19 protein-coding genes and 1 tRNA gene are annotated in these 21,854 nt (G+C 55.5%); 12 read left to right on the top strand and 8 right to left on the bottom strand.

The annotated features are described in order from the left end of the window. Nucleotides 1-42 precede the first annotated feature (42 nt). The 9 genes from bamA (at nt 43) to BKP64_RS19510 (ending at nt 7,952) form a co-directional block, all read left to right on the top strand. Nucleotides 43-2,361 carry an outer membrane protein assembly factor BamA gene (gene bamA / locus BKP64_RS08550; protein ID WP_070968537.1) on the top strand — a complete coding sequence of 773 codons (2,319 nt, stop codon included), beginning with the start codon at nt 43-45 and terminating at the stop codon, nt 2,359-2,361. Nucleotides 2,362-2,410: 49 nt separating this feature from the next. Then, nucleotides 2,411-2,908, top strand: a complete 498-nt coding sequence (locus BKP64_RS08545; RefSeq protein WP_070968533.1) for an OmpH/Skp family outer membrane protein — start codon at nt 2,411-2,413, stop codon at nt 2,906-2,908. A 43-nt stretch (nt 2,909-2,951) separates the two neighbouring features. Next, complete coding sequence (gene lpxD, locus BKP64_RS08540) at nt 2,952-3,977, top strand: UDP-3-O-(3-hydroxymyristoyl)glucosamine N-acyltransferase (protein ID WP_070968530.1); 1,026 nt, start codon at nt 2,952-2,954, stop codon at nt 3,975-3,977. Nucleotides 3,978-3,988: 11 nt separating this feature from the next. Further along, nucleotides 3,989-4,426: a 3-hydroxyacyl-ACP dehydratase FabZ gene (gene fabZ, locus BKP64_RS08535; protein ID WP_070968529.1), complete on the top strand. Its 438-nt coding sequence runs from the start codon at nt 3,989-3,991 to the stop codon at nt 4,424-4,426. After that, nucleotides 4,426-5,217 carry an acyl-ACP--UDP-N-acetylglucosamine O-acyltransferase gene (gene lpxA / locus BKP64_RS08530; RefSeq protein WP_070968527.1) on the top strand — a complete coding sequence of 264 codons (792 nt, stop codon included), beginning with the start codon at nt 4,426-4,428 and terminating at the stop codon, nt 5,215-5,217. The genes fabZ and lpxA overlap by 1 nt, the downstream gene beginning before the upstream one ends. An 18-nt stretch (nt 5,218-5,235) precedes the next feature. After that, complete coding sequence (gene lpxB / locus BKP64_RS08525) at nt 5,236-6,432, top strand: lipid-A-disaccharide synthase (protein ID WP_070968525.1); 1,197 nt, start codon at nt 5,236-5,238, stop codon at nt 6,430-6,432. Beyond that, nucleotides 6,419-7,105, top strand: a complete 687-nt coding sequence (gene rnhB, locus BKP64_RS08520) for a ribonuclease HII (RefSeq protein ID WP_070968523.1) — start codon at nt 6,419-6,421, stop codon at nt 7,103-7,105. Before lpxB ends, rnhB begins: the two co-directional genes overlap by 14 nt. A 71-nt stretch (nt 7,106-7,176) precedes the next feature. After that, nucleotides 7,177-7,253 (top strand) — tRNA-Met (locus tag BKP64_RS08515). Between the two features lie 288 nt (nt 7,254-7,541). Beyond that, nucleotides 7,542-7,952, top strand: a complete 411-nt coding sequence (locus tag BKP64_RS19510; protein WP_227515545.1) for a fibronectin type III domain-containing protein — start codon at nt 7,542-7,544, stop codon at nt 7,950-7,952. Between the two features lie 36 nt (nt 7,953-7,988). Here the strand turns inward: BKP64_RS19510 and BKP64_RS08505 are convergent, their stop codons facing one another. The 4 genes from BKP64_RS08505 to BKP64_RS08490 all read right to left on the bottom strand — a co-directional run bounded on the left by BKP64_RS08505 (nt 7,989) and on the right by BKP64_RS08490 (nt 15,251). Continuing rightward, entirely contained in the window at nt 7,989-10,556 is a 2,568-nt protein-coding gene (locus tag BKP64_RS08505; protein ID WP_070968520.1) for a CHASE2 domain-containing protein, read from the bottom strand. A gap of 31 nt (nt 10,557-10,587) precedes the next feature. Next, a complete protein-coding gene (locus BKP64_RS08500) occupies nt 10,588-12,228 on the bottom strand; it encodes a FecR family protein (protein WP_070968518.1) in 1,641 nt (546 codons plus the stop codon). Further along, complete coding sequence (locus tag BKP64_RS08495; RefSeq protein WP_070968515.1) at nt 12,221-12,961, bottom strand: response regulator transcription factor; 741 nt, start codon at nt 12,959-12,961, stop codon at nt 12,221-12,223. The genes BKP64_RS08500 and BKP64_RS08495 overlap by 8 nt, the downstream gene beginning before the upstream one ends. A 115-nt stretch (nt 12,962-13,076) precedes the next feature. Next, entirely contained in the window at nt 13,077-15,251 is a 2,175-nt protein-coding gene (locus tag BKP64_RS08490) for a DNA topoisomerase III (protein WP_070968512.1), read from the bottom strand. Nucleotides 15,252-15,377: 126 nt separating this feature from the next. Between BKP64_RS08490 and BKP64_RS08485 the strand changes: the two genes are divergently transcribed. Continuing rightward, nucleotides 15,378-15,734, top strand: coding sequence for a BolA family protein (locus BKP64_RS08485; protein ID WP_070968509.1), 357 nt, complete (start codon nt 15,378-15,380; stop codon nt 15,732-15,734). Continuing rightward, nucleotides 15,731-16,354, top strand: coding sequence for an L-threonylcarbamoyladenylate synthase (locus tag BKP64_RS08480; protein WP_070968507.1), 624 nt, complete (start codon nt 15,731-15,733; stop codon nt 16,352-16,354). The genes BKP64_RS08485 and BKP64_RS08480 overlap by 4 nt, the downstream gene beginning before the upstream one ends. A gap of 3 nt (nt 16,355-16,357) precedes the next feature. Here the strand turns inward: BKP64_RS08480 and BKP64_RS08475 are convergent, their stop codons facing one another. Continuing rightward, nucleotides 16,358-17,023: a hypothetical protein gene (locus BKP64_RS08475; RefSeq protein ID WP_070968504.1), complete on the bottom strand. Its 666-nt coding sequence runs from the start codon at nt 17,021-17,023 to the stop codon at nt 16,358-16,360. A 257-nt stretch (nt 17,024-17,280) separates the two neighbouring features. Between BKP64_RS08475 and BKP64_RS08470 the strand changes: the two genes are divergently transcribed. Next, nucleotides 17,281-18,897 carry a methyl-accepting chemotaxis protein gene (locus tag BKP64_RS08470; RefSeq protein ID WP_070968501.1) on the top strand — a complete coding sequence of 539 codons (1,617 nt, stop codon included), beginning with the start codon at nt 17,281-17,283 and terminating at the stop codon, nt 18,895-18,897. Nucleotides 18,898-18,979: 82 nt separating this feature from the next. On the opposite strand, the gene BKP64_RS08465 is transcribed toward BKP64_RS08470, so the two are convergent. From BKP64_RS08465 to BKP64_RS08455, 3 genes are all read right to left on the bottom strand, one after another. Further along, a complete protein-coding gene (locus BKP64_RS08465; protein WP_083329185.1) occupies nt 18,980-19,561 on the bottom strand; it encodes a Tll0287-like domain-containing protein in 582 nt (193 codons plus the stop codon). Between the two features lie 100 nt (nt 19,562-19,661). Continuing rightward, nucleotides 19,662-21,023 carry a sensor histidine kinase gene (locus tag BKP64_RS08460; RefSeq protein WP_070968498.1) on the bottom strand — a complete coding sequence of 454 codons (1,362 nt, stop codon included), beginning with the start codon at nt 21,021-21,023 and terminating at the stop codon, nt 19,662-19,664. Continuing rightward, complete coding sequence (locus tag BKP64_RS08455) at nt 21,010-21,675, bottom strand: response regulator transcription factor (RefSeq protein ID WP_070968496.1); 666 nt, start codon at nt 21,673-21,675, stop codon at nt 21,010-21,012. The genes BKP64_RS08460 and BKP64_RS08455 overlap by 14 nt, the downstream gene beginning before the upstream one ends. Nucleotides 21,676-21,854: the final 179 nt, after the last annotated feature.

Raw genomic sequence — 21,854 nt, 5'->3', positions numbered from 1 at the left:
ATTGCGAGCTCCTTACGCGCATTAACCAGGCGAAATATTTGAATGAGACGTTCTCTTCTAGGTGTAGCCGTTGGCCTCGCTGTTGCCGCAACCGGCATGAAGCCAGCTTTTGCGGATGAATTCACGGTTGCGGATATTGAGGTAGAAGGCCTGCAACGGGTATCTGCAGGCACCGTTTTTTCTGCCTTTCCCGTTAATATTGGCGAGCAGATTGACGAATCAGGGCTCGCTGATGCGATCAAGTCCCTGTTTCAGACTGGCCTCTTCACCGATATAGAAGCCAGTCGCGATGCCGGTGTTCTGATAGTGATGGTGCGCGAGCGCCCCTCAATCAGCTCTATCGAGATCGAGGGCAACAAAAACATTGAGACCGAGATGCTCATGGATGCGCTTGCGGGCGCCGGCCTTCAGGAAGGGCAGGTGTTCCGTCGGGCCACTTTGGAGCGTCTGGAGTTGGAGATTCTGCGGTCGTATATTGCCCAGGGGCGATACAACGCTCGGGTAAAGGCAACGGCCGACGAGCTGGCGCGAAACCGGGTTTCCATTCGCCTGGACATCAACGAAGGAACGGTTGCTGCCATCCAGCATATTAATATTGTAGGCAACGAGGATTTCGGTGACGAAGAGTTGCTGGATCTATTCGAATTGCGGACCAGCAGCTGGTGGAACTCCATCACCAACTCTGACAAGTATGCCCGTGAACGGCTGAGTGGCGATCTGGAGACCCTGCGTTCGTTTTATCTTGACCGTGGCTATCTGGATTTCAATGTGGAATCCAGTCAGGTATCCATCTCTCCGGACAAGCAACAGGTCTTTATTGCCATTGCCCTGAACGAAGGGCCCCAATATACGATCTCGGAGGTTAACCTTCGGGGTGAGCTGATTGTTGGCGAAGACGAGTTGCGTAAACTGATTCCCGTTGAAGAGGGAGATGTGTTCTCCCGTGCACGCATGACCGCGATTTCCGAGGCACTTTCATTCCGTCTGGGGCGGGAAGGTTATGCGTTTGCAAATGTTAATGCTGTCCCTGAACCGGGTGAAAACAACACGGCTGCCGTGACTTTCTTCGTGGAACCCGGCAAGCGAGCCTACGTCCGTCGAATCAATTTTGATGGCAACGTCTCTACCCGTGACGATGTGTTGCGCCAGGAAATGACCCAGATGGAAGGTGGCGTTGCCTCATCTGACCGTATCGAATTCTCCAAGACCCGTCTGGAGCGCCTCGGCTTCTTCAAGACGGTGAATGTGGATACGGTTCCGGTGCCGGGTACCGATGACCAGGTAGACGTAAATTACAGCGTGGAAGAGCAACCTACCGGCAGCCTCTCTGCGTCTGTGGGCTTCTCGCAGGATTCCGGGGTGATTCTCGGTGCCAATGTCTCGGAAAACAACTTCTTTGGCACAGGCAAACGGGTTTCGTTCGGTGTAAACGTGAGTGACTCGGTCAAAAGCGCTAATGTTTCCTATCTGAACCCGTATTACACGGTCGATGGCGTTAGCCGCGGGTTCAGTCTGTTTGCCCGGCAAACAGACTATGCAGAAGAAGATATCTCATCCTACCTGCTGGATGAGTATGGTGGACGTCTCACCTTCGGTTACCCGACCGATAATATTACCCGCCTGAATTTTGGTGTTGGCTATACCCTTTCGAACCTGAAGGAGGGCGTTTTTACCTCTCAGGAAGTTAGGGACTTTATCGATGAAGAAGGTGATTCCTTCGATAATTACTTCCTGTTTGGCAGCTGGCGCCGCAGCACGTTGAACCGGGGCGTATTGCCCACAGACGGCTACAGTCATTCGGTATCCCTGGATGTCGCGGTTCCGGGCAGTGATCTTACTTTCTACAAAGTCAGTCACAAGACGGATTTCTATTACCCTGTGACGGACTCCGGAAGCTGGGTCATGCGAGCTCGCACTGATATCGGTTATGGTGACGGCTACGGGGACAGGACAAGGATGCCCTTCTATGAGCACTTCTATGCCGGTGGCTATGGATCTGTACGTGGCTACGAGGCAAACTCTCTGGGACCGCTGGCAACCAATGCTGCCAACGATCTGTCAGAACCTGATCCGTTTGGTGGGAGCTTACTGACCGAAGGTAGTCTTGAGCTGATTTTCCCTACGCCCTTTGCCGGTGACACTCGCTCAATGCGCACGGCGTTCTTTTTTGATGCCGGTCAGGTTTTCGACCCCGAGCGGGGCTTCGATCCGGACCCCGCGGAGTTGCGCATGTCCGTCGGTGTCGGTTTCCAGTGGATAACCGCTGTCGGTCCCCTGGCGTTCAGCTTGGCGAAGCCGCTTAATGACAAAGACGGAGACGATACCCAGGTGTTCCAGTTCTCACTTGGCCAGACTTTCTAGTGAGTGGCTTCAGAATAAAAAATAATGGATGAAATACAGGAGAAACCCGATGTCCCGAATTCCAATGATTATTGCAGCCGCCATGATGGTGCTTTCGTTCTCCGCCATGGCAGAAACCCGAATTGGTGTTGTGGATTTGCGACAGGCATTATTTTCTTCAAACGATGCCAAAAGCTTCAGTGAGACCCTGCAGAAAGACTTTGCAGGAGACGAAGCGAAGGTCCGGGACGCACAGGAAGAGGCTCGCAAACTTAAAGAGCGTCTGGAAAAAGACGGTGCCATGATGAACGAAAGCGAGCGCAATAAGCTGGCTGGCGAATTCCAGGAAAAAGTCAAAGAGTTCAATTTCCTCAAGCAGCGACTGGACAGTACTGTTGCCCAGCGTAAGCAAGCGTTTCTGGAACAGGCACGCCCGGGTGTGGATGCGGCAGTCAAAGAGCTGCTGGAGGAAAACGATCTTGATCTGATCCTTCCGAGTGAGGCTGTCGTTTATGTGAAGCCTGAGATGAACCTGACGACTCAGCTTCTCGAAAAACTGAACCGTTAATGAGTCAGGGTGCTCCGGCCCCGGAAAGCTTTTGGAGAGCGCAATGACAGAAAGGTCCTATCGGCTCGATGAGATCGCCAAAGCGCTGGGAGCCGAGCTGCGGGGAGACCCCGAAACCCGGGTGTCCGGCCTTGCAACTCTGCAAGCAGCCGGGGAAGGGCAGATCAGCTTTCTGGCAAACCCGTCGTATGCGAAATACCTGGCGGACACGGCTGCGTCGGCGGTGATTGTCTCTCCGGGTGCCGCCGGAGATTGTCCCACCAATTCCCTGTTACTGGATAATCCATACTTGGGTTACGCCCAGCTCAGCCACTGGTTTGACCCAGCCCCGGTTGCTCAGCCGGGCAACCACCCGTCTGCTGTTATTGATCCCGCGGCAAAGGTTGCTGCGGACGCGTGTATCGGTCCCAATGTGGTGATTGAAGCCGGCGTTGAGATAGGCAGTAAAGTAGTTGTTGGTGCTGGATCTGTCATTGGTGCCCGGACTCGCATAGGCGAGGGGACTGTTATTCGGCCCAGGGTAACCCTGGCCCATGATGTGGTCCTGGGGCAGCGTTGTCATATCCTCAGTGGCGCGGTTATTGGTTCGGATGGTTTCGGGTTTGCCAACGAGAAAGGCGTTTGGCACCGGATTGCCCAACTGGGGCGAGTGATATTGGGTAACGATGTAGAGGTAGGTGCTAACACCACGATTGATCGGGGTGCACTCGATGACACGGTGATCGGGAATGGCGTAAAACTCGATAACCTTATTCAGATTGCCCACAACGTTCAGATCGGTGATCACAGCGCCATGGCTGCGATGGTCGGGATAGCCGGCAGTACCCGAATTGGCAGGCATTGTGTGTTCGGCGGCGCCTCGGGTGTAGCCGGGCACCTGGAGATCGGGGATCAGGTTCACCTGACCGGCATGACGCTGGTCACCGGTGATATCCGGGATCCGGGGGTTTACTCCTCCGGTACCAGTGCGGATACCAACCGGCAATGGCGCAAGAATGCTGTGCGTTTCCGTCAGCTGGATGCCTTGGCTCGGCGGGTTAAAGAGTTGGAAAAGAAATTAGAGGGCTGAGGCCGATCAAGATGATGTATATCGACGAAATTCTGGAATATTTGCCGCACCGTTACCCGTTTTTACTGGTGGATCGGGTAACGGAAGTTGAGAAAGGGAAGTTGATCAAGGGCTACAAGAATATTTCGTTTAACGAGCAGTTCTTTCAAGGTCACTTCCCTGGAAATCCGATTATGCCGGGCGTGCTGATCATAGAGGCGATGGCCCAGCTCTCAGGTATTCTTGGTTTTGTGACCGTGGAACGGAAACCATCAGATGGCGTGGTACAATATCTGGCTGGATCCAGTAAAGCACGTTTTAAGCGTCCCGTGCTGCCGGGAGATCGTCTTAGTATGGAGTCGGAGCTGATCTCCAGCAAACGCGGGATCTGGAAATTTGATTGTCGGGCACTGGTCGACGGTGAAGTCGTGTGTGTGGCAGAGATATTGACCGCTGAGAGAGAAGTTTGATGGCGACAAATGACTGGTCGGGTGTCCATCCTCAAGCGATTGTAGACCCATCAGCCAAATTGGCGGACAACGTAACCGTTGGTCCTTGGAGCTACATCGGCCCTGGTGTTGAAGTTGGCGAGGGGACTGAAATCCTCTCCCATGTGGTCGTTAAGGGGCCGACCGTAATCGGTCGTAACAACCGGATTTTCCAGTTCTCCAGTATCGGAGAGGAATGCCAGGACAAGAAATACGCTGGTGAACCGACAACGTTGATTATCGGTGATGATAACGTTATCCGTGAAAACTGTACCATTCATCGCGGTACGGTTCAGGACCGGGGAGAAACCCGCATTGGCAATGGCAACCTGCTCATGGCGTATGTGCACGTCGCTCATGACTGTCTGGTTGGCGACAATACCATTCTTGCCAACTGTGCGACGCTTGCAGGCCATGTGAATGTGGGAGACTTCGCCATCCTGGGTGGCGGGACCATGGTTCATCAGTTCTGTAACATTGGCCCTCACAGCATGGCCGCGGGAGGCAGCATCGTGCTGAAAGACATTCCTGCCTATGTCATGGCCAGTGGCCAATCAGCCGAGCCTCACGGCATGAATGTGGAGGGTCTCAAGCGTCGAGGCTTCAGCAAGGACGTTCTTCTTTGTCTTCGCCGCGCCTACAAGATCATCTATCGCCAGGGACTGACGACGGAACAGGCTGTCGACGCGCTGGATACGGCTTTCTCCGACGTTGTGGAAGTAAAGCCCCTCATTGACTCCCTGCGAGGAGCTCACCGCGGCATTATCCGCTAAAGCGGCGGGAGCCTCTCGGTGCAGCATTGTTCTTCAGCGGCGGTTGTCAGCAATCGCAAAGTGACCTTCGGTATCGTAGCAGGTGAAGCATCGGGAGATATTCTCGGCGCCGGCCTTATCCGTTCGCTCAGAGCCCGCTATCCAAATGCGCGCTTTGTGGGCATCGGTGGCGACGAGATGATTGCAGAAGGCTTCCACTCCCTGGTGCCGATGGAGCGCCTGTCCGTGATGGGGCTGGTGGAGGTGCTGGGCCGTATCCGGGAGCTGTTCAGCATCCGGGCGCGTTTATTGGATTACTTTTTTACCACGCCACCGGACTTGGTCATTGGCATTGATTCGCCCGACTTTACCCTCGCCATAGAGCGTCGCTGCCGTGACGCCGGTATTCCCTCGGTTCACTATGTCAGCCCTTCTGTCTGGGCCTGGCGACAGAAACGGATTTTCAAGATTGCCAAGTCGGTTGATTTGATGCTGACATTGTTTCCGTTTGAAGCGCGCTTCTACGAGGAGCACCAGGTGCCGGTAGCCTTTGTCGGCCATCCTCTTGCAGACCGAATTCCGATGATTCCCGAAACCGGCAAGGCACGACATGAGCTGGGTCTTGATGGCAGTGCACCCTTATTGGCGATATTGCCTGGAAGCCGGGCTGGTGAAGTGGAACGACTGGGCACCCTTTTTCTGGAAGCAGCCCGCTGGATTCAGGAAAAGCGTCCGGATCTGCAGCTGGTTATCCCCTGTGTGAACCGTGAACGGGAGAAGCAGGTGCGGGACCTGGTCGATGCCCTGAAAGTTAAGCTGCCAGTTACCATCGTACGTGGCAGATCCCGCGACGTGATGGCGGCTTCGGATGTTGTTCTCATGGCCTCAGGTACCGCGACGCTGGAGGCCATGCTGTTGAAAAAGCCTATGGTGGTTGGCTATCGGCTGAGTAATTTCAGTTACGCCTTGTTGTCCCGACTGGTCAAAGTCCCCCATGTAGCACTGCCTAACCTGTTGGCCAAAGATGCCCTGGTTCCCGAATTGTTGCAGGATGACGCAACTCCAGAGTCTCTTGGCTCCGCCGTGCTGGAAAGGCTGGAAAACCGGGAAGAGCGGGAGAAGCTGGTGCGGGCGTTCACCGGATTGCATCACACCCTCAGGCAAAATGCTGATGAAAAAGCGGCCACCGCGATCTCTGGGTTGTTGGAGGAGAGAATAAACCATGGCGCGCGTTGACCTGCCTCCTTTCGAGTGTGCGTATCAGGGCCGTCTTCTGGCGGGTGTTGATGAGGTTGGTCGTGGCCCCTTAATCGGCGCGGTTGTTACCGCTGCCGTCATACTCGATCCGGATAGGCCCATAGCCGGGTTGGCCGATTCAAAGAAACTCACCGAGAAAAAACGCAATGTACTCTACGAGCATATTCGGGAGCATGCTGTTGCGTGGTCTATTGGGCGTTGCGAGGCTCATGAGATCGACCAGTTGAACATCTATCAGGCCACCATGGTCGCAATGGAACGTGCCGTAGCGGGATTGAAACCAGCGCCGGAGTATGTCCTGGTTGACGGTAATCGTTGCCCGAAATGGGCTTGGCGCTCCGAGCCTGTGGTGAAAGGGGATAGCCGTGTAGAGGCAATCAGCGCGGCTTCCATCCTGGCCAAAGTGACCCGTGACAGGGAAATGGAAGCGTTGGAGCAAGTTTACCCGGGCTATGGTTTGTCGAAACACAAAGGGTATCCGACACCTGTACATCTGGAGGCGCTCTTCCGTCTGGGGGCTACGCCAGAGCACAGGAAATCATTTCGACCCGTGCAGGAAGCCATCGAACAGATCGGCCTTTGCTCGCAACCGGCCTCGGCTCCCGTAGAGGACTTGCGATATCCAACGGATCTGTTCGAAAATAGCGATTGACAGCGCGCTCGTCAATCCTTAGTATACGCGCACGTTGATCGGGGGTTGCCCCGGTAAACAACCAGTTTTGATGCGGGGTGGAGCAGTCTGGTAGCTCGTCGGGCTCATAACCCGAAGGTCGTAGGTTCGAATCCTGCCCCCGCTACCATATTAGAAGAAGGCAGATCAGTGAGTAGCTGGTCTGCCTTTTTTGCGTTTGGAATGGCAGAAAATCCCTTTTTCCCGATCGCCAATTTTATCAAGAGCCACTTTCGTAGCTTGTGCTTCTCATTCAGCATAAAAGTGCCCCGATATCAGTATCTTTGCGTACTTCATTACCAGTTCCTGACGAAAAATTGACAATTTTGTAACTGGAGAATCGACAAGCTTCACATTCATACTCGGCACCGTTTTATACAATTTCACAAAGTCGTCGGAAAAATGGTGCAGGATTTACATGAAGCGCGTCATAAAAATGTCGAAGGCATGGATTGCCGCGTTTATAGTTGGGGTATTGCTCACAGGATGTGGAGGCGGTTCCTCGGAGACGTCCAGTGCTGGCTCGTCAGGTGCAGGGTCACCCAATGACGTCCGGACCGCGGTATTGAGCTGGAGCGCACCGCTTACTCGTGTAAACGGTGACAGTATCCCGATGGGAGAGCTGGACAAGTATGTCATCCGTTATGGCCAGGATTCGGGCAACCTGTCGGAGCAAGTTGTCGTAACCAATGCTCAGGCAGAGGCCGAAATGTCTTATGAGATCGGCGGGCTGGACAATGGCACCTGGTACTTCACGATTCAGGTTCAGGATACCAACGGTTTGATCAGTGAGCCGTCACAGGTTGTCAGTAAATCGATCCAGTCATAAAGCCTTCTCCCCACAGATGCCTGAAGCGATGCAGTCTCAGGCGATGGGATCCGAAACCGGTAGCTTCAGGGTGAACACAGAACCTTCACCCGGTGTTGAAGCCACTGTTATTTCTCCCCTGTGCTTTTCCACCACAATCTTCACAAACGACAAGCCCAGCCCCGTACCGTGTATGCCGGCCAGTTCACTGCTTTTCTGGCGCCGGTAACGGTCGAACAGGTGGGGCAGCTCCTCGGGGGCGATTCCGCTCCCCTCATCCGCGATGGTAAGGCAGGCCTGGTGCCCTGCCGGAAAGACCTGGATGCTTATCGCAGACCCCGCTGGGCTGTACTGGACCGCATTGGTGAGCAGGTTGATTACCGCCCGCTCGAGCAGCTCTGCATTGCCACGAAGCCATAGGTCCTCGGTACCCTGAAGCTGAAGGTGAATGCCTTTCTCTGCTGCCTGCTCACTGACGCTGTCTCGGGCATTCTCGACAATGGCGAGAAATTCACATTCGTAGAACCGTGTTTCAGTGAGCTGTTCAGCTCGGGCAAGCTGAACAAATTCTTCAGCGAGGTGATAGCTGCGCCGGGCCAGTCGACCTAGCTGGTCTAGCTGGGCTTTTTCGATGTGGCTGGGATCTCGTTTCAGCTGTTCGATCAGGGCGAGCTGAGATACCAGAGGCGAGCGAACATCGTGGGAAATGAAGTCAATGGCTTCGCGGTGCTGGCGCTGCTGTTCCCGCAGCTCTGAAATATCGGAAATGTTGGCGATGATGCCGTGCTGGTTGCTCTCTGGGAGAGCGAATGGTGCGAAGTGAATGAGGAAGTCCATGTTCCGGACGCGCAGGTCAACAGTGCGGCTCTGCAGCAGTGTAAGGGTGTCGGAAACGGTTTCGTGCCAGGGGGGCGTCTCCCTCGGGTCGTGGCCCTCCAGGAGGCGCGCAAGCGGCAGGCCGCCGAGGCTTGGCATGGGTTCCTGAAACCATTCCTCAATGTGACCGTTGGCGAAACGGATGACGCCCAGCTCATCGGTGACGATGATGCCATCGGGCATACGCTCAAAGCTGCGACGAATGAATTGCTGCATGTGATTCATGCGTTCCGTCGCTATCCGCACTCTCTCAATTCGGGCCGATATATTTTCGCTCGGTTTTTGTACCCGGTGACGCGTCTCAGGGCCTTCCAGGTCGAGCCTGTTAAGATAGCGCTGAATAGCCTCGCGGCTGAGGTCATTGGGCAGGGTAAGGCCAAGGGTGTAAGAGGCATTGCCTCGAACAAGGCGGATCCAGCTTTGATTGCTGCTGTGTCGCCATTGGCCGGGTGAGAGGTTTTCAGGGGTGTCGCTGGCGTTCATGTCCTTTACCGATAGGAGATCGGCCCCCTGCTCAAGAATCCATCCCTGGGGCTGAAATAACGCCTGGAAGTGTTCGAGCAACTGAGTCGGATGTCTGCGGGACGGTTCCGGGAGAGTTACCTGTGGGCTCCTTGCCAGTTCGTCAAGTTGCCTGTTGAGGAAGCGGTTGGTCATTGCAAGGCGGAGGCCGCTCGATAATGGTAATGCCAGGAGGGGGACGGCCAGGGCGTTGGCAACCGGTACCCAGAGCCTCATTGCAAAAAGAGCCATAAGATAAATGCCAAGCAAGACTGTCACCGCGGCAAGGCATGCTGCGAGGGTCCTGGCGGGACGCATTCGGGGCAGTGCGAGTGACATACAGATAATGGTAAACAGAATGAGCGCCGACGCGGTCCACTTCGGTGCCTGGCTGATCAGGAGCGCCTGGCTGTCAGCCGAAAAGACGTTTGCGTGGAATTCTACACCCGACATGGGGCGGCTCAGGCCCGAGAAAGGGGTTGGCAGAATATCTCCGAAGCCCGCAGCTGTCGCGCCGACAAACACGGTTTTGTCCTTGAACAGCTCCGGCGCAGGGGGCTGGTTCAGTATCTGTACGTAGGAGTATGTGGGCAATGAGCCTGCCCCTCCTGAAAGAGGCACGATCCGATAGTCGTCGCGGACATTTACGAACGTGGGGGCTTCCGGCGTCTTCAGAGTTCGCGGTTCTTCGCCGTTGGCTGCCAGTGAAAGACTGGGCCAGAGTTGTGTGCCAAGGCCGTTAAAAAGATACAGACCCCGTGCAACACCATCGTCGTCCAGTTCAACATGGGCATGGCCCAGGGCATAGGCTGCAGCCGCTAGTGGTGCCGAGGGGAGTTGCTCGCTCAAGAGGTAGTTGGACGTCGGCGGCGACAGGTAAATGGGCAGGATGACATTACCATGGGCTCTCATTGCATCCGCCAGCTCGGCGTCGTCCGCAGAGGGTTCAGAGAACAGAATATCGAAGACGATCGTTTTAGCGCCCGCGTCCCTGAGCTTTGAGGTCAGCTCGGCGTGGATATTCCGGCGCCAGGGCCATCGGCCAAGTCGATCAAGACTGAGCTCATCAATTGCGATCACTACAACGTCGTCAGAGCGGGGAGGCGGGTTGGTGGTCAGGGCCTCGTCAAGCAGCCAGAGATCCAGCTGGCGTGGAAAGGCGGAAGCCTGGATAAGTAAAAGGAGCGCCAGCAGTGCCAGGCCCATGGTCCAGGGAGTCGTTTTTATTGGCAGCCAATCCCGGTTCATGAGTCCTGCTGTGCGACGTTCGATCAATGGGTTATTCCAGGTACAACTCCCTCCCGGGTCCCCACCGACTTGTCAGCGGGCCTTCAGAAAGAGCTTTGAGGCGCACAAAATACCGCCTTCCGGGAATAAGACGCAAGGCCGCGGTTGTATCCGCGAGGGTTGCTTCTTTGATAATGTTGTTGAATCCGGGTTCCTCGGAAAGCTGAAGCCGGTACTCCTTGGCGGTATCCACCTTCCCCCAGAATACCCGAACCTGGCTGTCCACATAGTTCACACTGATGATCCGGACCGGTGGCAGGCTGCCGTTAACCAGCAGTGTTCTTGGTTTACTGCTGGCGACCGAGGTTCCGCCGGCCTCGGTGACCACACGCCAATAATACTGACCGGGGCTCAGAGGCTTGGAGGGAAGGGCTGAGGTTTCTGGTGCCCATTCGCTGGTAGCGATCAATTCCCGGAAGCTGTCATCTCCGGCAATTTCAAGTCTGGCAACTTCGTTATTGCCATTGAGGCTCCACTGGAATTCCGGCATGTCATCATTGGCTGTGCCGCCGTTCACCGGCGACACCAGGTCGGCCGCCTGGGCCTGCAGGTCAATCTCCACTGGCATAATGGCAGGCATGCCCGCGATGCCATAGCGATTCAGGGCAGCCAGATGTATCTCGTAGTCACCGTTGTCCAGCAGGCTGATATCGAAATTGTCGCCTTTTACCTGCCGGCTCTCGACCCAGCGACCGCTTTTCGCCTCGAAGATGTCCAGTTGATGCCGAGGGGCGGCGCTTGGTGTCCAGGTGAGCTCTGTCGGAAGCCGGTTCAGCGTTGGCGGCAAGGGATTTACTTCGGGTGCCGGAGGCAGGCGGCGGATATTCAGTCCACTGTTGCTTTGGGTAGACACGCTCGCGCTGTAGCCGGCAGGGATCCTCCGGGTTTTTCCGGGTGCACCGAAGTCCACAACACCGTCGGTAACCTGAAGGTTGGTGCCTTCTGGGGAGGTTTGTATGGCAAACGCGGTGCCACGTACGGCTGCGACCGCTGAAGGTGTGGAAATCTCGAATCGGGCTCCACCTTCAATAACGGGCTTTACCCGGGTGTGTACTTCACCTTTGTTCAGGCGCAGACGGGTGTCTACCATGCCCGACTTTCCGTACTGAGTAAGGCGGTTGAATACCATGTGTGAGCTGGGTGAAAGCCTTACCTTGGAGCCATCGGCCAGTTCAATGGTGGCGGTACCGGAGCTGGACAGAACTTCATCACCAACACGAATCAGGGTGTCACGGGTCAATGGCAGCTTGCGACCGTCGGCGCCGGAAATGAAATGGACGGCTCCGGAAATCGAGGTAACCCTGGCGGGATCGGGCTGTCGTTTGAGCCAGGCAAGGGGGATGCGAATGCGGTCTCCCTCAGACACGAGTGTGCGAGTTTCAATACCGTTATGCTGCAACACCCGGCCGCTTGTGAAGCCCGGTGCCAGCAGGTCTTGCATCACCCCGGAAAAGCTCTCACCCGGACGCAAGGTGTAGACCCATTCGGGTACCGAATTCCACGCTGAGTCCGATACAGGTGTTGCCGATCCCTGAGTGACCGACAGTTCGCCATGGGCAGAGAGCGCCAGTGCCAGAAGCACAGGCGAACAAAGCGCCCGAAAAATGCGGTGCAACAACCCCGTTTTACCCATTTACTGCCCGATCGGTCTCAATGGTGCCCTCTACATGGTCCGGTTCTTCGGCCTTCATGGCTTCCAGTCGGTAGCCGCGCTGATAAATGGTTTTAATCCGGAAACCATTTTCCGGGTTCAGCCCGAGTCGGCGACGAAGCCGGCTCATGTGTGTGTCAACGGTGCGGGTATTGATGTCCCGGGCAAGCCCCCATACCCGTTCAAGGAGCATTTCGCGAGTCAGTAGCCGGCCCTGGTTCTGGAACAGGAAAAGCGTCAGGTCGAAATCCTTGTCGGTCAGTGTCAGTTCCTCGGAATGAAGGCTGATGGTGCGCTGCTGAGTGTTGATTTCAAAAGGGCCGTACCTGAGTACTTCTTTTTCGTTGTCCGGATTGCTGCGCCGTGCAAGAGCGTTAATTCGAGCCACAAGCTCGGCTTCCCGGGCGGGCTTGGCCAGGTAATCATCGGCACCGGCATCCAGGGCACGGACTATGTCGGCTTCGCTGTCCCGCTGGGTCAGGAAAACCACCGGAATACCCCAGTTGATCTGTTCTCGCACTGTTTGCAGAACATCAATGCCGGTCATATCCGGAATCTGCCAGTCAAGGATCAGCAGGTCGTAACTGCGATGCAGAACCGCGCTAAGAAAAGACTGGCCAGAGGGGAAGCTGTCGCAGTGGTGGCCGCGCTCGGATAAAACCGATTGAACGTGCTGAGCCTGTTCATGTTCGTCTTCTAGCAGAGCGATCCGCATGAGGCTTCTCCCGGAGTTTGTTGCTTCTGTGGTGGCGTCGATAGCCTGTTGATCAGGCCGACTCACCAGCTATACCAAGTAATTATCCCAAAATGCGAGTGCGCATTCAGTGTCGTTATGTAGATTTGCGTAAACGGATAGCAGGTTTTCCGTCATCGTCATCCAGTGTTTGTCGGCAGGCGGGAAAATTACTGCAGCCCCAGAACCATCCCTTTTTACTTTTTCGCCGCACCAGTGGCGAAAAACAATGGGGGCATGGTACCGGTTTCTGCCCCGTTCCGTCTCGTGGCGCGGAGTCTTCTATGGGCCGGGTGCCTTTGCAGTTCGGGTACCGTGTGCAGGCAAAAAAACGTCCGAATTTGCCTTCCCGTTCGGTCATCGGGGCGCGACATTTCGGGCAGTGCACCTGATCCGTTAACGGTTCACCCACTCTGTCACTGGAGGGTGCATTCCGGGGGCTGTGAATAAAGCCCCGGATTTCCTCTTTCAGGGTTTCCAGAAATTTTCGGGGGTCGCCTTCGCCGCGCCGGATGCTTTCCAGAGTGGCTTCCCATACGGCTGTCCTGTCGGGCTTGCTGACCGATTCCGGAAGGGCGCCAATGAGGGCCTTGCCCTTGTCGGTGGCTCGTATATGGCGGCTGTCGCGATACAGGTAATCGCGCTTGAACAGCGTGTCAATAATCGCAGCTCTGGTCGCTTCCGTGCCCAGGCCGTCGGTTTCCCTGAGGGTTTTGCGAAGTTCGGTGTCGGTTACAAAACGGGCAATATTCGTCATTGCCGACAACAGCGTGGCGTCGGTGAAGTGCTGTGGGGGCTGAGTTTTCCGCTCAGCAATAGTGTTGTCTTCGCAGAATACCGGCTCGCCCTGGCTCAGCCGGGGCAGGGGTGCCTTCTCCGGTGTCGATCGGTTTTCCCGTAGCTTGAGCTCGAGGGATTTCCAGCCTGGTTCAAGAATGGCGGTTTCAGTTGCGCGAAACCTGTGCTCCGCGACTCTCACTGTCAGTCGGCCTTCCCGGTGAATGGCGTCCGCGGCAAACTGCATTAGATAATAACGGCTGATCAGCCCGTAAATCTTTTCCTCGGCATCACTGAGCTTGCCGCTGGGTGACAGGCGGCTGGTGGGGATGATGGCGTGGTGTGCGTCCACCTGTTTGTCGTTCCAGGCCGCGGTCCGGCGATTAAGGTCGGATTTTCCGCAGGCCTCTGCCAGGTCTGGGGCGACCTTGCCTATGGCGTGGATTACGTGCTCGCGCTGGTTGTAATGGCCTTCCGGCAAATACCTGCAATCCGACCTGGGGTAGGTGATGAGCTGATGGCGTTCGTACAGGTTTTGGGCGGTGTCGAGTACATCCTTGGCACCCATCCGGAACAGGCGCCCCGCTTCAATCTGCAGGGCTGAGAGTGAGAGCGGCAATGGCGGTGTTTCCGGGCGATCCCGGAATCGGGATTCGGTTATCTTGCCAGGACGCCCCTGGACGTCAGATGTGATTCTCTCCGCCGTGGCTCGGTCCAGTAGCCGGTTTTCCTCATCCAGGTAGTCCTGAATCTGCTCGTCAGGCACCCAGCGTGCGGTGAAGGGCTGCTGGTCAGCTTCTTCTTCCTGAGCCCGGAACGTCGCTTCAATCCGGTAATACGGCTTTGGCTCGAAATGTTCAATCGTCTTGTCGCGCTCCACCACGAGCCCGAGAACCGGTGTTTGTACCCGGCCGACCGAGTAAACGCCTTGCTCGCCCTGTTGCTGATAGCTCAGGGTGTAAAAGCGGGTCAGGTTGATGCCGTAAAGCCAGTCGGCACGTTGACGGGCCAGGGCTGAGTGGGAAAGCCGGCGGAACTCGCTGTTATCTTTCGGGCTTCCGATGGCTTTTGCCACTGCGGTCGGCGTCAAGTCGTTAATCAGTACCCGGTGGACCGGCGATTTTGCGCCAAAATAGCGTATGACCTCATCTACGAGCAGCTGGCCTTCGCGGTCCGGGTCGCCGGCATGGGTAATGGTATCGGCCTTGCGAATCAGGGAATCAAGCACCTTGAGCTGCTGGCGCACGCTATCCTTGGGCATGACCTCCCACTTCTCCGGAAACATGGGGAGGTCTTCCTGGCGCCACTTTTTCCAGGCGGGGTTGTAGCGGGCTGGCTCGGCCGGCTCCAGAAGATGACCGATGCACCAGCTGACCGTGGCGGCATCGTCTCCCTGGCCGCAGCGAATCCAGCCCGGACCCTTTTGGTGTGGTCCGGGCAGAGCTGCGGCGATCGCGCGGCCAAGGCTTGGTTTTTCAGCGATGTAAAGGTGCATGGTTGTCAGTGCGATTGGAACGGTGTGGGAATGTGGCTGTTTGGCTCTTTGGTGTCAAGGTTCGGGTGGCCGGCGTTTTGTGTAGTAGACTGGGGATAAAGAAAGACTGTGGAGAGTCATTGAGTTATGAAGATCCAGAACGCCATTGAAACGAAACTGGGTGATGCTTTTGACGCCCGAATCCTCCGGGTGGAGAACGAAAGCCACAAACACAGTGTGCCCCCGAATTCAGAAACCCATTTCAAGGTAACCCTGGTTTCCCCCGATTTCGAAGGGCAGATGAAGGTAAAACGGCACCAGTCCATATACAAAGTGCTGACGGAAGAGCTGGCCGGCGAGGTACACGCTCTTGCGTTGCATCTGTATTCGCCGGAAGAGTGGGAGGCTACCGGCCAGTCAGTGCCTGATTCGCCCAATTGCATGGGTGGCTCGAAAACGGATCCCGCAATGGCGGCGCGTCTCAGTCGGGGGGAAGGCTCATGAGTCAGTTTTTCCAGATTCACCCGGAAACGCCCCAGAAGCGCCTGATCAATCAGGCTGTGGATATATTGCGCAAGGGTGGAGTGATTGTTTATCCAACGGACTCTGCGTACGCCATTGGCTGTCATCTGGGCGACAAGCAGGCGGCAGACCGGATAAAGCGAATCCGCCGCCTCGACGACAAGCACAACTTTACGCTGGTATGCCGGGACCTCTCGGATATCGGCGTTTATGCCAAGGTGGACAACACTCAGTATCGGCTCTTGAAGACGTTCACCCCAGGACCCTATACCTTTATCCTCGATGCCACCAGCGAGGTGCCACGCCGACTGCTGCATCCCAAGCGGCGGTCCGTGGGTGTTCGGGTACCGGACAACGCCATTGTGCAAGCGTTGCTGGGGGAGTTGGGTGAGCCGATCATGAGCAGCACGCTGATCTTGCCCGGAGAATCCGAGCCGATGACGGATCCTTATGAAATCCGGGATACCTTGGAACACGAGATGGATCTGATCATTGATGGTGGTTTCTGTGGGATGGAAGCAACCACCGTGGTCGACTTCACCGGTGAAGCACCGGTAGTGACGCGGGTGGGGAAAGGGGATCCCGCGCCTTTCGAAGTGTGATTTCTAGGCCCGTGCGTTCAGGTTGAACGCATAACCCCCGGTGTTTCCTGCCGCTTCGATGTGCTCGGTGCCAGCGGAGCGGCGCAGAGTGTCGTAGCGGTGGACCAGATCCTGTAGACCGTTGAACTGCTGATTCTCGCTGATCAATGTATCAAGCAATGGGTTGTTTACCCCATATGCCTGGTTCAGTTTCAGCGCGTTGTCCATGAAATGCAGTGCGGGCTCGTTTGCGCTCAACCTGCCGAGCGCGTCCTTGAAATTTTTGTTGTTGTTGAGATCGCTTTCCACCCGAGCTCTGGTCTCCTCGGCAATCTTGCCTTCTACCTGAAGAGTGCCGGCTGCGCTTTTACTGACATTGACCGAAGTTGCCGGGTGCAGGTTATATTCGGCAAGCTTGTGCCGCAGTGTTTCACGAACGAAGGCAAGATCCTGCCCCACTGTTTGCTTGTATTCCGTCATGGCCAGCTTTCTGGCTTTCATGCTGGCGGGATCAGCGCCTGCTTCCCCTGAGGGAGTAAACCGGTCATCTCCGGGGGCGCCAATGGCCTCCGGCTTCGAACCCTCTGCCTTGGCATGACTGCCATCGTCGGGGCTTGCCGGTGACGGGCGATTTTCCATTGCCTGCTGAAATTGGGTGCTGGCCCGGATCAGAGACGTCAGTATGGACATGGCTGGGTTTCCTCCATCGGCTTTCGGTATCGTTTGCCGAAATATCATTGTCTGGATTAAGGCAAAGCATTTTTCGGGCCAGCTGGGAATAACTCTTCGTTTGCTTGGGAATTCGGTAGTAAATGTCTCGGATCTGATTTGAATCAGTAAAAACTTGACGCACTTCTATAAGATTTGGTGACGATTAGTCGTCGAAGCTGATTGCAAAACATTTCCGCACTGCCGCTTGGTGGTCGTCTCTTTTTTGCCGGGTTGCCATGAAAAAACAATACTCCATTCGCTTTTTGTTACTCGCTGCGTTGGCTGCGGCTTTCTCTCTGGTTCTGGTTTTCACGGTACTCTACAGTGCCGATTCCCAGCGTGACCACATGGAGGAATACAGCCAAAAATACGTTGATGGCCTGGCCAAGTCCTATTTCGACGGGCTGAACACCATGATGGTCACGGGCACCATTGGTAACCGTGACATGCTGCGCGATAAAGTCATGGCTCCGAACGATGTTCTGGATGTCCGCGTCATCCGGAGTGATCACCTGAACCGGATGTTTGGCAGTGGCACAGCAACGGAACAGACCCGCGAGCCTGAAGATAAAAGAGCTCTTTCCGGAGAGCGGGTGGAGCTGTATTCCAGCAATGAGGAAGGCCGGGTGTTCACATTGATCAAGCCGGTTATCGCCAGAGAAGATTATCAGGGGGTGAATTGCCTTGGGTGTCACCAGGCGAAGGAAGGGGATGTCCTTGGCGCGATTCGTGTCGATTACTCTCTCGCAGACAGTGACGCCCGCTTGCACCGTGAGCTTCTGACCAGTGGTGGAATCCAGGTAGTGATTTTCGCCGCCGTCTTTTTCCTGACGGCATTCGCTCTGGGGCGGCTCGTTTTTTCCAGATTGCGCCGGCTACACGATCGCATGGATGAAATTTCCCGAAATTCCGACCTCACCATTGAGTTGGATGTTTCCCGCAATGATGAAATCGGCTCAGTTTCTCGTGCCTTCAACCGTATGATGACCAAGATTCGGGAAAGCATGAATACGGTGATGGATAATGCCGGGCAGGTGGAGCAGGCAGCTCGAAACATCGCCGGGAAGGCAGAAACAACGGAAAGGGAAGTGCTGGCTCAGCGTGACAACACCGACCAGGTGGCCAGTGCGACGACGGAGATGGCGGCTTCGTCCGTTCAGGTGCGTGAAAATGCGATCAATACAACCCGAAAATCCGCAGATACTGCCGAATCGGCGAGTAACGGTGAACAATTGGCGCGGGAGGCGGTGAACGGTATTGAGGCCCTCAATACCGAAGTGCAGAACGGTGCGCAGCGTATCGGGCAATTGGATCAGCGCACGGGTCAAATGACAGATATGCTTGAAGTGATTTCCACGATTGCGGACCAGACCAATCTGCTGGCTTTGAATGCCGCTATCGAGGCGGCTCGTGCGGGCGAGCAGGGGCGGGGGTTCTCCGTGGTTGCTGATGAGGTGCGAGCGCTGGCGTCACGGACTCAGGATTCCACCGAAGACATTCGCAAAACCATTAATGGCCTGAAAAACGAAGTGGTTGATTGTGTTGCCACCATGCGCCATGCCTCGGGCATGGCGGAGTCCCAGGTAGAGGCGATCCTCAAGGTGGAGTCAGAACTTCAGAACATCGCTGCGGCCGTGCGGGAGATTACGGATCTGAATCAGGAGATGGAAAGTGCTGCCAACGAACAGAGCGAAGTATCTGAATCCATCAACCTTAATGTGATTGAAATAAGCCGCTCCGCCGAGCAAACCTCCCGGGATGCCCAGCAGACTGCCCATATTGCCGGAGATTTGCTGACCATGGCAGAAACCCTGAGAGCAACCATCGAGCAGTTCCGGGTTTCGAGACATTGATTGGGTATTTCTTGGGGGCGCTGCCACCGGTCCACTGAGGGAGGCGGTGGCTGGCTTGCCAGGTAGCGGCAGTGTTGCCGTTTTAGTTAGTTTCAGGTCGGTAGGTCACGATAAAGGCGCCGCGAAGGTCTCCTTCCGAAAAGCCGGTGGCCTGGTCTTGGGGGTAAAGCTCATTGAGCTTTGCCTGCACACCAGGGTCAATGGACTTACCATGGCACCCGAGACAAAGTTTTTGTGTTGGTATGGCGCGCATATACTCAAAGCCATTACCGGTGTCGGTGTTTCCGATACGCCAGATTTCAACCGGCTTTCCATTCTTGACCGGATGCTCCTGCATAGCTTTCAGTTGCATCTCCTGCCAGTCGGTTGGCGTGTTGTCGGGATTGCGAACACGTAAACTGGTACGACTGATTTGCCAACCGTCGTTGCTGTTTTGGGCGGCGATTTCCGGTGCCACGGTATTGCAGACAGCAATGCCATTGGCTAGGCCGCCCTCCTTGATTGCGCTCTGCAGAGCCTGCTTCAGGGAACTGCCAAAGGCCTGTACTTTGGATCGTGCCTCGGCGACCAATTGATCGGGTGTCTGGTCAGTCTGCTGAGCCTGTGTGAACGTCGGCAATAGCGCAACAAGCATTGCTGTTGTCAGGATGTTTCTCATGGTCATTTCCCTCCGGGCCAAGTGTGCTCCATTGGGAATAAGTATATAACGTGTTTCCTTGGCGGATGAAAGATAATGGGGCCGCGACGAAGTGTCGCATTCAGGCTCAGGCCGAAGCCGTTGGCTGGGTAGGAAGACGGATCGAGATGTCGGCTTTAAGCCCGCCAGTGGGACTCTTGGAAAAAACCGCCAGGCCACCGTAGCGCTGAACGATATCACAAACGATTGCCAGGCCCAGACCGTGTCCGGGTGTTTGCTCGTCGAGTCTCATTCCTCGTTTGCCCAGTTGATCTGTCGCGTCTTCGGCCACGCCGGGGCCATCATCGCAAACGATGATCTCCATATGTTCACAGCTTTCTTTCAACGATAATTCGACGCACCGAGAGGACCACTTGCCAGCATTGTCCAAAAGGTTGCCGAGTATTTCGTTCAGGTCATGCTCTTCAATGGGCCAGCGGCGCTCCTCGGTTAATTCCGTTGATAACTCGAAAGATTTCTCAGGGTACAATCGGCCCAGCATCCATAAAAGATCTCTGGCTTGCTTCACCGGGTAGGCGCTTTTGCCAACCTGAGGCCCCGCAAATCGGCTGCGTCGCATTTCTGCTTCCAGTTGCTGGTCTATATCGCCAAGGCGATTGGCCATTTCGTTTCTCAGGTCTGCGTCCAGCGGTCGGTCAGCATCCTCGAGGATTTGCCGAACGGCAGCTATTGGGGTCTTGATGCTGTGAGAGAGGTTGGCTAGTGCATCCCTGGAGCGCTCCAGTCGTTGATCGAGTGAATCCAGTAACTGGTTAAGTTGGAGTACCAGCGGCTGGAACTCATCTGGAGTCTTGACATCAATACGTGACACTTCGCCACCCTGAAGCCGTTTGAGCGCTGCCTGGAGCGAAACCACCGGTCGCATTGAGAGGGTGATGCCGATCCAGATGACACCAACGAGAAGAAGAATCAGTAATATTGAAAGGATTGCCGTCCAGGCGTGCAGCTCTGACTGGCTGTTCTGGAGTGCGTCTAGGTCCTCAGCCACGATGACGACAATTGGCTGGCCGTCCACTTGAAAGGTTTCGCGATACGCAAGGATGTTCGAAGGCGCCCCTTTTTGCACTTCACTGGCTGTCCTGCGTATGGTCCCTTGCTCTTCCGATTGAACAAGCGGCTGCATCAGATGCTGCCAGGACTGGGGGGAAATGATGGTTTTTCCGCCGGCGTGGATGGCAAAAGCATGATGAAACACATCCTGAAAATAATCACCGGTTTGAAGTGTATCGATTTGTCCACCCTGTTGATGAATCTGATGCTGCAGAAAGGCAACTTCATCTTTCAGCCGGCTTTCGACAAACTCACGGGACATGCGGTCGAGTAACGAGCCATGCACCAGCCATGCCAGTGCCATTAGGCCCATGCCCGCGGGGACAAGCATCTGCAAAAGCGTTTTGCGGACAGATTTTGACTGGCTAGGTCGTCTCATTGAACAGATACCCCTGGCCGCGCCGCGTCGCAATCGTGTCTGGGCCGACCAGCTTTCGTAGCCTACGAATATAGGCCTCGATAATGTTCTCGCTTGGGCTTTCACTGAGGTTATACAGCTGCTCCATCAGCTGCTCTTTTGAGAAAACATGGCCGGGCCGGCTCATAAGACAGCGAAGCAACCGGAACTCTGTGCCTGTCAGGGAGTGCTCCGTTCCATCGGCGAGCTTCAGGCTCTGACGATTCTCATCCAGCTCGAAAGGGCCGGCCTTGAGCGACGACTGAACCCGGCCTTCGCTTCTCCGAACAATGGCATACAGGCGAGCAATTAACTCTTCGGCTTGAAATGGCTTGGAGAGGTAATCGTCGGCGCCGGCTTTCAGGCCGTTCACCTTGTCCTGCCAATCCCCCCTGGCAGTCAGGATCAGAACCGGAAATCGGGCGTTACTTGCCCGCCACTTTCGCAGGACATCGAGCCCATTCCCGTCTGGCAGACCCAGATCAAGTACACCCACCCGGTAGTCCTCCTGCGCACCCAGAATGACGGCCTCTCTCGCGGTATGGGTAGTGTCCACACTAAATCCCGCTTTCTCGAGTTGGCTTGCAAGTCCTTCGGCTAAAAGATGATCGTCCTCTACCAAAAGTAATCTCATGGCGTATTTCCTTTGCGGGCATTTGGCTCAAAAGGGTGCGGGCAGTGTCTCTGACAAACCTGAATCCAGCCTGAACAATAATTTATCCCATATTTTCAGAAAGAATTCAGGTTGATGCGAGAAGGTAGGTCGGTTTTTGAATCCATGCCCAGCGCTATTGGGTTAATCGATTTAAGCGC

The organism is Marinobacter salinus (assembly GCF_001854125.1).
Classification (GTDB): Bacteria; Pseudomonadota; Gammaproteobacteria; order Pseudomonadales; family Oleiphilaceae; genus Marinobacter; species Marinobacter salinus.
The sequence above is the reverse complement of the archived record's forward strand: the minus strand, read 5'-3'. Positions and strand labels throughout refer to the sequence as shown.